Here is a 14,698-nt window from a genome sequence, read left to right as displayed (position 1 = left end):
GTGAAATAAAACACATAAAAAAGACATGCTGTACTATTACACAGATACAAACTGTATTATATGTTTTATAATAACCTTCTCTTTTTTTACGTCTGCACATCTCCTATCTTGCCACAAATAAACGATTTTTTAAAACAATAACCTTTTGTAATTTTTACTTGAATCGTGTCGAAACTCTTTCTTTATTTCAGAAAACCTTCCTTTTCAGCCAAAAAAAAAGACCTGTAAACTTCACAGGCCTTCTTATTTATCCTCGCTATTTTTCACCTTTAACTTCGTTTTGTTATAAAAATCTTCTTTGGCTTTGTTATAGTCAGCTGTTAGTGTGTTAAACGTTTCTTTTTTCTTTTCAACTTCTTTATAAGTAGCATTGATCGAAGCGATTTGTGTTTCAAGATTCTCTAATTTCACATTGTCTTTTTCAAAGAGCGTATATAGCTGACGATCTAATTCAATGGAATGAAGATAGGCATCATGTAAGGACTGGTAGGCCTTATAACGCTTCTTCATTAACGAAGATAGTTCAAGCGCCTCTTCTTTTGCTTTGCCGTCCTCTAGCTTTTGGATCTTTGGCTCTGTCGCTTCAAACTGTTTTTGCGAAGCGCTGATGCTTTTTTCTTCTTTTTGTAATTTATTTTCACGCTCATCTAATAACTGCTGCGCTTTTTGTGCTTTATTTTTTATTTTCTTTTTATCTTTAATCCCTAGCTCAATAATTTGGTCGTATATCGCATTTTCTTGCTGTTCTAAATCAGCTAACGGTTTTTGCTGATCAGCAAATTGCTTTTCTTGTGCTACCACTTTTTCTAATCCATTATATACCTCAAGTTCAGGCGATGAGCCCTCTGCACAGCCTGCTAGTGACATAGCAGCAATGCCAATAACTATATATCTTCCGACGCATTTCATATTTGGTAAATCCTCCCTTATTCATGGGTCATTATACAATTTTTGTAGGAAATTAGCAATTTATCTACACCCTTTTTCCACCTTTTAATATATTATACTAACCCAATCGTGAAAAAAAGGGAGTTTATTACTTTTTACCTTGGGATTGATAACTACGGGAGGTTACATTATGTTGGGTTATGGTGGATATGGCTGCGGCGGTTCTAATAAAGGTTTCGTGTTATTAATCGTACTGTTCATTTTATTAGTTATTATCGGCTGCAGCTGTGGCGGCTGGTAATTATACAATAAAAGCGGCTAACTGCCGCTTTTATTTTTTCTTATGCATGTTTTTCCAAATGTTTGATACATATAATTAGTAGAAACATTTATGTGGTCAAGGTCGAGGTAATGACTTTTTTATACGGATTTGGTACACTTTATACCTATAAAATAGCCTAGGGAGATGTGAAAGTTGATTACAATGAACGATATTATCCAAGACGGACACCCAACGCTGCGAGAAGTAGCAAAAGAAGTACCGTTACCTGCTTCTGAAGAAGACAAAAAGATTTTACATAGCTTATTAGAATATGTGAAAAACAGCCAAGACCCTGAAATTGCTGCTAAATATGGACTGCGATCTGGTATCGGACTTGCCGCTCCTCAAATTAATGTATCAAAACGAATGATTGGGGTACACGTTACGGATGAAAAAGGTAAGCTATACAGCTATGCATTATTTAACCCTAAGATCATTAGCCACTCCGTTGAAAAGACATATCTTACAGGCGGCGAAGGCTGCTTGTCTGTCGATCAAGATATCCCAGGATTTGTTCCTCGATATGCACGCATCACAGTAAAAGGCACAACGCTTGAAGGCGAAGAAGTAAAAATTCGTTTGAAAGGCCTTCCTGCTGTCGTATTTCAGCACGAAATTGATCATTTAGACGGAATTATGTTTTATGATTACATTAATAAAGAACATCCATTTCAAGAACCTGAAAATGCTTTTCCATACGAACGCTAAAAAACGCGAGCCAGAGCTCGCGTTTTTTCTTATTTTAATAATCCCACTAGCTCTAATCCGTGGAGAATGCCATCTTCTGCTACATCTTTTGTAACAAGATCAGCCACTTCTTTCACGACTTCTTCCGCATTTCCCATCGCTACGCCATTTCCGACAAATTCAAGCATTTCGATATCGTTTAAGCCGTCTCCGAATGCATATACATCTTTTTTGTCAAAGCCAAGTTTTTCGATCATGGTCTCAATCCCTCGCGCTTTTGATCCACCTTTTGGCAGAATATCAGTTGAAAATTCATGCCAGCGAATAAAATCAAATTTCTTAAATGTTTCTTCATAAGGAGCTTCTTCTCCCGCTGTGCAGAATAAGAGGGATTGATAAATTTCACGCCCTTTGAAATAAGCAGGATCATGGTGAGGGTGGGTAAATCCAATTTTCAGCGTGCTGATGCTGGATTCGATATAGTCATGAAATTCAATGTTTGATTTCATATCTTCATGATCCATGTATACGACAGGGTGATCATGCTCAACAGCAAAAGCTGTTAAATCCTGAAGCTCTTCTTTATTTAACGGGTTTTTGTAAAGAACTTCTCCATTTAAAACAATGTACTGACCATTAAAGCTAATATATGTTTGAATATCCAACTCTTCACGCAGATCTTTAAACATAAAAGGAGCCCTTCCAGTTGCAATTGCCACTTCATGCCCCTGCTCTTTTAACAGCTGGACAGCTTTTTTTGTAGAAGCAGGCAGTTTTTTATCATGATCCAACAACGTTCCATCAATATCAAAAAAAATAATCTTTCGTTCCACGTTTATCACCTTATTTTTTATAATTTTTTATCTCTTTGTTAAGCCTTTCCAATTATATCAAACAAGTACTGATTTCTCTATAAATGGACGCCCCTATTTACAATTTTTCCATATTTAACCACGAGAAACCTCTCGCTTTTCATCATATAATAAAAGTACAGAGAGAGACAGGCAGGTATTGCAAAAAACAAAGGAGCTGAAAAATCATGTTAAAAGATTTTCGAAAAAGGCTGCTAAAACGCTGGAATGAATTATTGCGTAAAAAAACGATGGCATAATCGATTTTTTTAGGGCTTTCTGTTGTAAAATTTGCAGAGTGTGTGTCTGCATCGTACAATGGAATAGCCCTTATTTTTTATACGCCCGGAAAATATAGTCTTGTATCCGTTTCCTATTAATATTATTCTATAATTAATTGACTTGTTATATTTAGATGACTAAAATGTAGTGAAAGCAAGTTTCTTTAGAAAATACATGAAATACATACACATTTTATAATATAATAAAATAAGTTATTTGAATTTCGGAATTAAGGAGAGATTTTTGTTATGATTTTTAAAGTTTATTTTCAAGAAAAAATGAGTGAAGTAGCTGTACGTGAAAATACAAAAACAGTGTATGTGAACGCAGATTCTGAGCGTGACGTTCGTAAAAAGTTAAAAGCGCGTTCAATTAATATTGAGTTTGTTCAAGCAGTGACTGGAGACTATCTAGAATATGAACAACAGCATGAAGATTTTAAAGTATTGGAGATATGATGAAAATGAAATTTGTAAAAAATAATCAAACGGCAGTTTTCGCCCTGGGTGGACTAGGCGAAATCGGTAAAAATACGTATGCCGTACAGTTTCAAGATGAAATTATTCTTATTGATGCAGGAATTAAATTCCCTGAAGATGAGCTTTTAGGAATTGACTACGTTATTCCTGACTACAGTTATTTGGTAAAAAATGCAGATAAAATCCGTGGCCTTTTCGTTACACATGGTCATGAAGATCACATCGGCGGAATTCCTTACTTATTAAGAGAATTAAACATTCCTATTTATGCAGGGAAATTAGCCCTTGGACTTCTTCGCAACAAATTAGACGAGCACGGGTTGCTTCGTACAGCTCAGCTTCATGAAATTACTGAAGATGACGTAATTAAATTCCGTAAAACATCGGTAACGTTCTTCCGTACAACTCACAGTATTCCTGATTCTTACGGAATTGTGGTAAAAACACCAAACGGACAAATCGTACATACAGGAGATTTCAAGTTTGATTTTACACCAGTGGGCGAACCGGCTAACTTAACAAAAATGGCTGAAATCGGTAAAGAAGGCGTTCTATGCTTGCTTTCAGACAGTACAAACAGTGAAATTCCTAACTTTACGATGTCTGAGCGCCGCGTAGGTGACAGCATTCATGACATTTTCCGTAAAGTAGACGGCCGTATTATTTTTGCAACGTTTGCTTCAAATATTCACCGCTTACAGCAAGTAGTGGAAGCAGCCGTATTGCATAACCGCAAAGTTGCTGTATTCGGACGCAGTATGGAAGCAGCTATTGAGATTGGCCAACAGCTTGGATATATTTCATGTCCAAAAGATACGTTCATTGAGCCTTCTCAAATTAACCGAATTCCAGCTAACCGCGTGACTATTTTATGTACAGGCAGCCAAGGTGAACCGATGGCAGCGCTATCTAGAATTGCAAACGGTACTCACCGCCAAATTCAAATTATCCCTGGAGATACGGTTGTGTTCTCATCTTCACCTATTCCAGGAAATACAGTAAGTGTTAGCAAAACAATTGATATGCTATTCCGTGCAGGAGCAGAGGTTATTCACGGTGCTCTAAACGATATCCATACTTCTGGACACGGCGGACAGGAAGAGCAAAAATTAATGCTTCGTTTGATGAAACCAAAATACTTTATGCCAATTCACGGTGAGTATCGCATGCAGAAGATGCACATCAAACTTGCAACAGACTGTGGAGTTCCTGAAGAAAACTGCTTCATTATGGATAATGGAGAGGTGCTAGCTTTAAGCGACAGTGAAGCTTCAGTAGCTGGAAAAATCCCTTCAGGCTCTGTATATATTGACGGAAGCGGAATTGGTGACATTGGAAATATCGTACTTCGTGACCGCCGCATTTTATCTGAAGAAGGACTTGTTATTGTCGTTGTAAGCATCAATATGAAAGACTTCAAGATCGCTGCTGGTCCAGACATTATCTCTCGTGGTTTTGTTTATATGCGCGAATCTGGCGACTTAATTAATGATGCACAGTCCCTCATTACAAAACACTTGAACAAAGTGATGGAACGTCGTACGTCACAATGGTCTGAGATTAAAAATGAAATCACAGACACATTGGCTCCATTCCTTTACGAAAAAACAAAGCGCCGTCCAATGATTTTACCAATCATTATGGAGGTTTAATAAAAGAAAAAGAGCAGATGCAATTGCATCTGCTCTTTTTTATTAGGAACTGGCAAATTTATTTTCGAAGCGGTTGATATCTGCGTCTGCTCCAATAACAATCAACACGTCTCCTTCTTGTATCGTTTCGGACGCCTGAGGAGAAACGATGATATCTCGATCACGCTTAATGGCTACAATGTTAATACCATATTTCGCACGAATGTCTAACTCAATCAGCGTATTGCCAGCCATTCTTTTGCTTGCTACTAATTCGACAATGCTGTGTTCTTCAGATAGCTCCAAATAATCCAGCACGCTGTTTGAAATCATGTTATTGGCAATTCTTCGTCCCATATCTCGTTCGGGATGCACGATAAAATTGGCGCCAATTTTTGATAATACTTTGGCATGATAATCATTTTGCGCTTTTACCGTTATTTTTTCAACCCCCAGCTCTTTTAGTATAAGGGTCGTCAAAATACTTGCCTGAATATTGTCGCCAATAGCTACGATAACGTGATCAAAATTACGAATTCCTAAACTTTTTAGAACCCCTTCATCCATTGAATCGCCTACTACTGCATGCGAAGCAACGTTAGCATACTCATTTACCTTTTCTTCATCAATGTCAATCGCCAGAACTTCCATTCCTTGATCGCTTAATGTTTTACAAATACTTCCACCAAATCTACCTAATCCGATGACTGCAAATTCTTTTTTCATTTGAATTCCTCCATTATGTACAGGAAAAAATCTGAACTACCGTTATTTTACCACAATTCTTTTGTATCAACCTCATTTTCCCGTTAACAACGCTTATATGTCTTTACTATTTCTCATAGAAAAACAGAAGGATTAGCTCCTTCTGTTTTTTAAGCTGTAGCATGGGTTTGAACAAGGTAATAATATACGCCTTTTTGCTGCATAAGTTCCCTGTGATTGCCTGTTTCAATAATGCTTCCGTGGTCTAACACAATGATGTTATCTGCTTCTCGTATAGTCGATAGCCGATGAGCAATCATGATGGCCGTTCTGTTATTTAACAGCGTTTTAAGCGCTTGTTGAATCTTCACTTCTGTTTCTGTATCGATGCTTGCTGTCGCTTCATCTAAAATGATAATACGAGGATCAGCCAACAGCGTTCGAGCAAATGAAATCAATTGACGCTCTCCCACCGATAAAACGTTTCCTCGCTCTTCTACTTCCGTATCATAGCCTTTTTTCAGACGCTTTATAAAATCTGCAGCCCCTACCGCTTCTGCGGCCTTAATCACTTCATCATCGGTAGCATCCGGTTTTCCAAACCGAATATTCTCCGTGATGGTTCCTGAAAAAATAAAGGTTTCTTGCAGCACAATACTAATTTGTGCTCGTAAACTCGCTAACGTAATATCTTGAATAGGCATATTATCAATTAAAATCTGCCCTTTGTTCACATCATAAAAACGTGTGATTAAATTAGCAATGGACGTTTTTCCAGATCCAGTATGCCCCACTAAAGCAACCGTCTGTCCTTCTTTTATTTCAATTGATACGTTGTTTAGAGCTTTACGCTTCCCATCATAAGAAAATGAGACGTGCTTGAACTCAACTTTCCCCTTCATATTCTCTAAAGACGTAGCGGTTTCCAAATCTGCGACGAGAGGTTTTTCATCTAGAAATTCAAAAATGCGCTCGGATGAAGCCATTCCCATTAATAATTGATTGTACACTTGCCCTAAACGAGAAATCGGTTCCCAAAACATCCCGAGATAAAAAGCAAATGATACAAAAATACCAATTGTTAGCCGCTCATCTTGAATAAGTGCAGCACCGAACCAAATTAAAATGGCCGTTCCGACAGCATTTGTGAGTTCTACAAACGGTCGAAACATGGCATTTTTTCGAGTAGCTTGCCTCCAGCTCTCGTAATTTTCACTGTTTATGCGATCAAAAAACAGCATATTTTCTTGTTCTTGAGCAAATGATTGAGTAACGCGAATGCCTTGAATACTCTCATTTAAATGTGAATTTAATACTGACTGCTTCATACGAACAACTTGCCATGACCGGCGGATTCTTCTTCTCAGCTTTGTAGAAATCAAAAACATAATCGGTAAAATGACTAAAACAGCACATGTCAAAGCAGGACTGAGAGAAAATAATATAACCACAATTCCCACTAACAATAAGAGGTCCATAAATAGGTTAACTACCCCGTTGGTAAATAAATCTTGAAGAGAGTTAATATCATTCATAATCCTTACAAGAATAGAGCCTCCTGAACGCGTATCAAAAAACCGGTGCGACAGCCCTTGAACATGCGTAAATAAATGTTTTCTTAAATCATATATCACGTGCTGCCCGAGTTGATTCATCCATTTAATCCGAAAGACATTCGCAATATAAGATAGGATATACAAGCTAAAAATGATGAAAACTAACTGCATGAGCAGCGTGCTATTCTTATCTTTTACAGCATGATCAAGCGTATAGACACCTATCAAAATAGGAATAGCGAGTCTAATGACCGTCGTGATAATGACCATAAGAAACGAGAAAGGAAGCAAGTTTTTTCGATATGGATGAAGATAACGAAACAAGCGGGCCATTTGCTTCCAGTTAAACGTCTTATCAATGATTTGATCTGTTTGATAATAAAAGCGCTCTCGCACAACTTTATTTTTTTCGCCTGCCATTCTATTCCTCCCTTGTTATACGTTCATCACCGACGTACTGCTTTCATATTGAATGTCGTAAATGTTTTTATAAATCCCTTGCTTTTGAATGAGCGTTTCGTGGCTTCCTCTCTCTTTTATACGACCTTGATGTAAGACCAAGATTTCATCGGCATGTCGCAAAGAAGAAAGGCGGTGCGCGATAATAAACGTCGTACGATTTTTCATCACTTCTTTTAAAGCCAATTGAATTTCTCTTTCTGTTTTCATATCAACGGCACTGGTGGCATCATCTAATACTAGAATACTAGGATTTAAGATAAGCGCTCGTGCAATCGCAATACGCTGCTTTTGCCCGCCTGATAACCCCAGTCCTCTCTCTCCCAGCATCGTATCATATCCATCTGGAAGCTCCATAATAAAATCATGCGCCTGCGCTCGTTTTGCAGCATCAATAATGTCTTCTCTAGAAATACCCGGCACGCCATAAGAGATGTTGGTTCCTATGCTGCTTGAGAACAAAAACGTTTCTTGAAGTACAAAGCTAATTTCTTTCCGAAGAACAGAGAGCGGATACTCTTTAATCGGACGATGGTTAACTAAGATCTGTCCTGAAGTCGGTTCATAAAACCTCGTGAGCAGCTGTGTTAAGCTTGTTTTGCCGGCTCCAGTTGCACCGATTAAACCTACTACTTTCCCTTTAGAAGCAGAAAACGATATGTTCTCAAGCGATTTTTTATCCTCGTTTGGATAGGATAAGCTAACATGCTGAAACTCGACCGTTCCATTAATAGAGAAACTTCCGGCATGCTCATGGACTTTTTCTTCTTCTTCTAAAATTTCTAGCAGCCTTTCACCTGAAGCTTTAGACTGTGAAAACATATTGATAACAAACCCTAGATTCATAATCGGCCACATTAAATAAGAGGTTAAGCTAAAGAAAGCAACAAGCTCTCCAGGACGTACGCTTCCGTTCATAACAAGCGCTCCTCCGTAAGCAAGGAGACCAACAATAGATAAATTCCCTATAAACTCCATTAAGGGGAAATAAGTTGCCCACACATTCGCTGTTTCAATGTTTCGATTTTTATAAACTCCGTTGGAATCGTTAAATTTAGAGGTTTGAAATTTTTCTCTTGATAATGATTTGACCGTCTGTATGCCGCTTATATTTTCTTGAACATTTGTATTAAGTTCTCCAAACGATTGGCGAATTAAGCGAAACGCTGGATGAACGCGTTTATCAAAACGATAAACAGCTACCCCCAAAAAAGGCAGCAGGCAAATTGTGACAAGAGTGAGTGAAATAGAGTAATAGAACATAACGGAAAAGCTGGCAGTAAGTAAAATGACGAAGCGAATTAATTCTGAGAAGCCAAAAGATAGAAAAAAACGAAATCCTTCTACATCAGCTGTCAACCTGGACATCAAGTCCCCTGTTTTAGCATTGTCATAATAAGAAAACGGTAAATACTGAAGTTTGCGGTAAAGTTTATTGCGAAGAGTATACACGGACTTAATTCCAAATAAGTCGCCGTAATATTGCTGAATATATGTAAAGATTCCTTTGATGATCATCAGTCCAATAAAAATAAATGCTACATTATCGACTAGCTGATATTGTTTTCCTAACACGATATGATCAATCGTATATTGCAGCACAATAGGGTAAATCACAGTGATGGAGGTTACAAATAACAAGCAAATAGCAGAATAAAAAAAGTACATTCGGTACGGCAAATAAAAATCTTTTAGTTTTTTAAACGTTCCCATATACCCCGTCCTTTCCCTTAGCTAAGATGTGGCACACATATTTAAATATATCGGTTCCCGAAATAAATTACCATAATTTTTAGATATTTTTTCAAAAAAAGGTAAATAGTCATAAAAAAGAGGTTGGGATATAGCTAAATGAATTCCATCTAAAGACGAAACTATTCACTCAAACAAAAAAACGAACCACTAATCAAACATATTGATCAATGGTTCGTTTTTCACTTCGTCTAAAATACTTTTGTCCCAGCTTCTTTTTTTATTGTTTTTCCACTGCATGTCCGCCGAACTCATTGCGAAGAGCGGCAACTACTTTACCTGTAAACGTATCATCTTCAAGTGAGCGATAGCGCATCATTAAAGATAAAGCAATAACTGGCGTTGGCACTTGTAAATCTAAAGCTGATTCAACCGTCCATTTCCCTTCACCGGAAGAATGCATAACTCCTTTAATACTGTCAAGTTTTGCATCTTTTGAAAATGCACGTTCCATTAATTCGATTAACCATGAGCGAATAACAGAGCCATTGTTCCATACGCGGGCTACAGCTTCGTAGTCATAGTCAAATTCACTTTTCTCTAACACATCAAAACCTTCAGCAATTGCTTGCATCATGCCGTACTCAATTCCGTTATGAACCATTTTCAAGAAGTGACCGCTTCCTGCTGCACCTGAATAGAGGTAGCCATTTTCTACGTTGATGTCGCGGAAAATAGGTTCGATTGTAGCAAATGCTTCTTTATCTCCGCCAATCATCATACAAGCGCCGTTTCGGGCACCTTCCATTCCGCCGCTCGTTCCAACATCGAAGTAGTGAATTCCTTTTTCAGCAGAAGCTGCAGCACGTCGTACGGAATCTTTATACTTAGAATTACCGCCTTCGATAATCATATCTCCTTCTTCAAGTAATTCTTGAAGCTCAGAAATTACTTTTTCTGTGAGCTCTCCGGCTGGAACCATTACCCAAGCAATGCGTGGTTTTTCTAATTTGCTTACTAATTCTTGAATGGAAGAAGCGCCTTCTGCTCCCTTTTCTGATACTTTCTGTACGGCTTCGTTGTTCACATCGAATGCTACCACAGAATGGTTATGATCTAGTAAATTCAATACTAAGTTTGCTCCCATTTTCCCTAAGCCAATCATACCTAATTTCATATGTAAATTACCTCCAATAGTAAGTTTCGTATCATGTTGTTAGTGTTAGTATGGTGTAAACTCACAAGAAAAAATCCACATTTTTATATTTCCTTTATCAGTTACTTCCTACACACAAAAAAGAAAAACATTCGATGCAAGTTCTACTAAGCATCGAATGCTTTTCACCTGTTACAACTGCCTGTATTTATTCGTTCTCGCCTAATACACGATTCACGCGCTTTTCAAGCATTTTCATACCGCTTCCACCAGCTTGGAAGTGGCGTAGCTGACCTGTTTTGTCAAATACATAATATGCCGGTACATATTGATTTTCAAATGCATCCGTTAATTTATGTTCACTGTCTACAAAAATTGGCTGCGTAATATCGTGTTCTGCTGCTACTTCTTTAATTTTTGTTAAGTCTAAATCATCTTCAGAGCGCGGCATATGAACGGCTACTACGTTTAGTTGTTCTTTGTATTGGTCGCGAAATTCATTTACTTGAGGCATTGCTTCTTTACATAGATGACAGCTTACTGACCAAAAATGAATAAGCGTTGGCTTTTCGCCAATTAGCTGCTCTTTTGTAACCTCTCCGTTTAACCATTCTGTAGCGCCCGTTAACTCAGGCATTGGCTGACGTAATTTCATGAATAAAAGCCTCCCTTGTTTTCACTATTATTGACTATATGTTCTTTATTATCCGATGAAAAAAAGGCCTAACGTGGACGTTAGACCTTTTAAACGTTGTGCTTACGCGTTTAAAGTAGCTTGACCTGGTTTCCAGTTAGCTGGGCAAAGTCCGCCAGTTTGTAACGCTTGAAGAACACGTAAAGTTTCATCAACGTCACGGCCAATATTGTTGTGGTTTACAACTGAATATTGTAATTCGCCTTCTGGGCTGATGATGAATAAACCGCGAAGTGCTACACCTTCTTCTTCAATTAAAACGCCGTACTCACGAGAAACAACGTGATTTGTATCAGCTGCTAATGGATATTTAAGATCACCTAAACCATTATCTTTACGATCAGTGTTGATCCAAGCTAAGTGTGTATGGATTGTGTCTGTAGAAACACCGATTACTTCTGCGTCAAGATCTTCAAACTCATCATAACGGTCAGAAAGTGCAGTGATTTCTGTTGGACATACAAATGTAAAGTCCATTGGATAGAAGAATAATACTGTCCATTTGTCATTTTTAATATTTTCTTCTAAGCTAACTTTACCGAATTCTTTGTTTGATAATACAGCTTCCATTTCAAAGCGTGGAGCTTGTTTACCTACCATACGTTCTGGCATACATGATCCCTCCAAATAATTATTAAATGAGAAAATGTATAAAACATTCTCACTTATGTACTGTTATAACGGTTTTCATTATAATGGATATTGTTTTTTTAGTCAATATTAATTAAGAATGAATTTAAACAACATCTTATAATGGTAACATAGTTGTTATGCCCGCCTTTAGGGCAAATTAAACCCTGACTTCAGCAAAAAAATGCTATAAAAGGGTTGCATTTATTTACCTTCTCAGTTTAGCATGTCTAATATCGGGAATAAACAAATGTGCTCATACTCTTACAAAATCTTTTCCACAGAATACATTCCCACTTATTAATATTGAAACAGAACATAGGAAGGATGAACAACGAATGTTTAAGATGCAAGACATCAACTGGGAACAGCTTCTTACCAATGCTGGAGTTATTGTGTTAAAACTTATTGCCATTACCATTGTATTTTTACTTGTACGAGCAATTGGTAAAAAAGTTATTGAGCGTTCCTTTGAAAAAATGAGTGAGCGCGAAAATACTACTCGCGGACGCATGCTCACACTCAAAAGTTTAACCGTTAATGTGTTTTCATATGTACTTATTTTTATTTTTGTCGTCATGCTGCTTGAAGCAGTAAATATCCATGCGACAGCTCTATTAGCCGGTGCCGGAGTTGTGGGTCTAGCAATCGGGTTCGGTGCTCAAGGACTAGTTAGCGACGTTGTAACAGGTTTCTTTTTACTTCTTGAAAAACAGCTGGATGTTGACGACTATGTAACAACCGGAAGTTTTTCAGGAATTGTCGAATCAGTAGGTCTGCGTACTACTCAAATTCGCGGATTTGATGGAACTTTACACTATGTGCCTAACCGTGAAATTACAAGCTTAAGCAATCATTCCCGAGGCAATATGCGCGCGTTGATTGATATTGGCATTTCGTATGATGATGATATTGACAAAGCAATTTCCGTACTAGAAAAAGTATGTGAGCGCGTTGCTGCAACAAATGAAAACATTGTAGAAGGACCAAGCGTGATAGGAGTTCAAGGTCTAGGCGCATCGGACGTTGTGCTTCGTGTAGTTGGCAAAGCTAAAAACGGTGAGCAGTGGGGGGTTGAACGTCAGCTTCGCAAAGAGTTTAAAGAAGCATTTGACGCAAACGGTATTGATATTCCGTTCCCTCATCAAGTAAATATTGATAAAAAGCAGCCTGAAGATGCCAAGCAGCCTCAGCATGCATAAAAATAGCCGAAGGATTTATTCCTTCGGCTTTCTTTTATCCTTGTACCTTGTTGCCTACTTGCTGACAAATTTCTTCTGCCGTTAATCCGCTAGCTGTAATAACTGAGCCTTGCGTTACTGCATCAGAAATCCCCATTACGTTTGAATCCTGCCCTGTTACAACACAGCAATCGCACCCTTGTGCATCACTTTCGTTGCGTAATTGTACCACTTCATGTCCGAGCTGCTGAAGTGCAGCCTGTACATCTGTTAAACCGTATTCTACACCAATTCGTGCCATCGTTGCCCACCTCCTCATGGTATTAATTTAGCCATAAGGAAAAATGATTATACGATTTATTGATTGCCTTTATGTTCAAAATATTTTGTAATAAGTGAAATCGCCGTATCTATTGCGCCTTCATGAGGCTGCAGCTTTGCATGATGAAGCCCATATTCAGACTGAACGCCAAGCCAAAACATAAATCCAGGAATATCTTTTAGCATATAGCCAAAATCTTCTCCCGTCATTGCTTCTTTGCATTCAATGACATCCACGTCGGTTTGCGCTTTGGCAAATTCCATAAACTCTCGCGTGACTTCATGGTGATTATATACTTGATGATACATACATCCATAATCAATGGCTGTTTCACACTGATACCCTACTTCTACTCCTTTAACAATCGCTTCAATTCGTTCTTTAACACGCGTCATTGATTCAGGAGATAGCGTGCGAATGGTCCCTTCTATGCGAGCTCGCTCCGCAATAATATTTTGAACCGTCCCCCCTTGAATTTTTCCTACTGTAATTACAGCGCTGTCTAGCGGATCAACGTTGCGAGCAACAATCGTTTGAAGCTGTGAAACGAGCTGACATGCAGCGACTACCATATCATTTGTTGTATGTGGATAAGCAGCATGCCCGCCTTTTCCTTTTAAATCAATAAATAGCTCAGACGTGTTAGCAAATAGTAACCCTTCCTTCAGTGCAATCGACCCAACCGGATATTCAGGAGCTACGTGAAGGGCAAAGATGAAATCTGGAAGCCATTCTTTCATGATATCGCTTTGGAGCATTGGCTGTGCTCCTCCTGGACCTTCTTCTGCCGGCTGAAAGATGAACAGTACGTTATCTTTGATTTCATGCTGAGCAAAGTAAGTCAGTACGCCTAGCCCAATGGCCATATGCATATCATGTCCGCAGGCATGCATGAGTCCTTCATGCTGTGATTGAAAAGAATAATTCGTTTCTTCCGTGATAGGAAGACCGTCAATATCTGCTCGGTAGCCTATTGTTTTAGTTGGGTTTGTACCATGTACTTTAACAAAGAGTCCCGTTTTCCACGTCTTTACTTCTAAGCGCTCTTGCGGAAGAGTGTTAATATAATCAAGCAAAAAACGCTGTGTTTTCACCTCTTGAAACCCTAATTCAGGAATTTTATGTAGCTCTCTTCTTATTTTCACAAATTCATTTTCAGCCAT

The 14,698-nt window shown here is 38.2% G+C and carries 15 protein-coding genes; 5 read left to right on the top strand and 10 right to left on the bottom strand.

Annotated features, from left to right (window positions below):
• Positions 1–243 precede the first annotated feature (243 nt).
• A complete protein-coding gene (locus ACNHOZ_RS15720; protein WP_028407940.1) occupies positions 244–909 on the bottom strand; it encodes a YkyA family protein in 666 nt (221 codons plus the stop codon).
• A gap of 169 nt (positions 910–1,078) precedes the next feature.
• Here ACNHOZ_RS15720 and ACNHOZ_RS15715 point away from each other — a divergent pair, with 169 nt between their 5' ends.
• Positions 1,079–1,189 (top strand): YjcZ family sporulation protein, encoded by a 111-nt coding sequence (locus tag ACNHOZ_RS15715; RefSeq protein WP_016763434.1) that lies wholly within the window; start codon positions 1,079–1,081, stop codon positions 1,187–1,189.
• A 174-nt stretch (positions 1,190–1,363) separates the two neighbouring features.
• On the top strand, positions 1,364–1,918 hold the full coding sequence (gene def, locus ACNHOZ_RS15710) for a peptide deformylase (protein ID WP_028414111.1): 555 nt from the start codon (positions 1,364–1,366) through the stop codon (positions 1,916–1,918).
• A 29-nt stretch (positions 1,919–1,947) separates the two neighbouring features.
• Here def and ACNHOZ_RS15705 read toward each other — a convergent pair whose 3' ends face one another.
• Entirely contained in the window at positions 1,948–2,730 is a 783-nt protein-coding gene (locus ACNHOZ_RS15705; RefSeq protein ID WP_048020014.1) for a Cof-type HAD-IIB family hydrolase, read from the bottom strand.
• A 548-nt stretch (positions 2,731–3,278) separates the two neighbouring features.
• Here ACNHOZ_RS15705 and ACNHOZ_RS15700 point away from each other — a divergent pair.
• Both ACNHOZ_RS15700 and rnjA read left to right on the top strand, forming a co-directional pair.
• Positions 3,279–3,488 (top strand): DNA-dependent RNA polymerase subunit epsilon, encoded by a 210-nt coding sequence (locus ACNHOZ_RS15700; RefSeq protein ID WP_013056049.1) that lies wholly within the window; start codon positions 3,279–3,281, stop codon positions 3,486–3,488.
• Between the two features lie 5 nt (positions 3,489–3,493).
• Positions 3,494–5,161: a ribonuclease J1 gene (rnjA, locus tag ACNHOZ_RS15695; protein WP_013056048.1), complete on the top strand. Its 1,668-nt coding sequence runs from the start codon at positions 3,494–3,496 to the stop codon at positions 5,159–5,161.
• A 42-nt stretch (positions 5,162–5,203) separates the two neighbouring features.
• Here rnjA and ACNHOZ_RS15690 read toward each other — a convergent pair whose 3' ends face one another.
• The 6 genes from ACNHOZ_RS15690 to ACNHOZ_RS15665 form a co-directional block, all read right to left on the bottom strand.
• Positions 5,204–5,866: a potassium channel family protein gene (locus tag ACNHOZ_RS15690; RefSeq protein ID WP_028414113.1), complete on the bottom strand. Its 663-nt coding sequence runs from the start codon at positions 5,864–5,866 to the stop codon at positions 5,204–5,206.
• A gap of 149 nt (positions 5,867–6,015) precedes the next feature.
• Positions 6,016–7,821, bottom strand: coding sequence for an ABC transporter ATP-binding protein (locus ACNHOZ_RS15685; RefSeq protein ID WP_048020015.1), 1,806 nt, complete (start codon positions 7,819–7,821; stop codon positions 6,016–6,018).
• Between the two features lie 15 nt (positions 7,822–7,836).
• Entirely contained in the window at positions 7,837–9,573 is a 1,737-nt protein-coding gene (locus tag ACNHOZ_RS15680) for an ABC transporter ATP-binding protein (protein ID WP_221832913.1), read from the bottom strand.
• Positions 9,574–9,832: 259 nt separating this feature from the next.
• Entirely contained in the window at positions 9,833–10,729 is an 897-nt protein-coding gene (gene gnd / locus ACNHOZ_RS15675) for a phosphogluconate dehydrogenase (NAD(+)-dependent, decarboxylating) (protein WP_025749395.1), read from the bottom strand.
• A 187-nt stretch (positions 10,730–10,916) separates the two neighbouring features.
• The gene (locus ACNHOZ_RS15670; protein WP_028414116.1) at positions 10,917–11,363 is read right to left on the bottom strand and encodes a TlpA family protein disulfide reductase; all 447 of its coding nucleotides are present in this window, start codon (positions 11,361–11,363) and stop codon (positions 10,917–10,919) included.
• A gap of 102 nt (positions 11,364–11,465) precedes the next feature.
• On the bottom strand, positions 11,466–12,014 hold the full coding sequence (locus tag ACNHOZ_RS15665) for a peroxiredoxin (protein WP_014461006.1): 549 nt from the start codon (positions 12,012–12,014) through the stop codon (positions 11,466–11,468).
• A 356-nt stretch (positions 12,015–12,370) separates the two neighbouring features.
• Between ACNHOZ_RS15665 and ACNHOZ_RS15660 the strand changes: the two genes are divergently transcribed.
• Positions 12,371–13,234 carry a mechanosensitive ion channel family protein gene (locus ACNHOZ_RS15660; protein ID WP_014461007.1) on the top strand — a complete coding sequence of 288 codons (864 nt, stop codon included), beginning with the start codon at positions 12,371–12,373 and terminating at the stop codon, positions 13,232–13,234.
• A 34-nt stretch (positions 13,235–13,268) separates the two neighbouring features.
• Here the strand turns inward: ACNHOZ_RS15660 and ACNHOZ_RS15655 are convergent, their stop codons facing one another.
• Positions 13,269–13,514, bottom strand: coding sequence for a YkuS family protein (locus tag ACNHOZ_RS15655; RefSeq protein WP_013056040.1), 246 nt, complete (start codon positions 13,512–13,514; stop codon positions 13,269–13,271).
• A 56-nt stretch (positions 13,515–13,570) separates the two neighbouring features.
• Positions 13,571–14,698, bottom strand: a complete 1,128-nt coding sequence (locus tag ACNHOZ_RS15650) for an N-acetyldiaminopimelate deacetylase (RefSeq protein ID WP_014461009.1) — start codon at positions 14,696–14,698, stop codon at positions 13,571–13,573.

This window comes from Priestia sp. D51, assembly GCF_053345675.1.
Note: the sequence above shows the minus strand (reverse complement) of the source record. Positions and strands in the feature narration are given on the sequence as shown.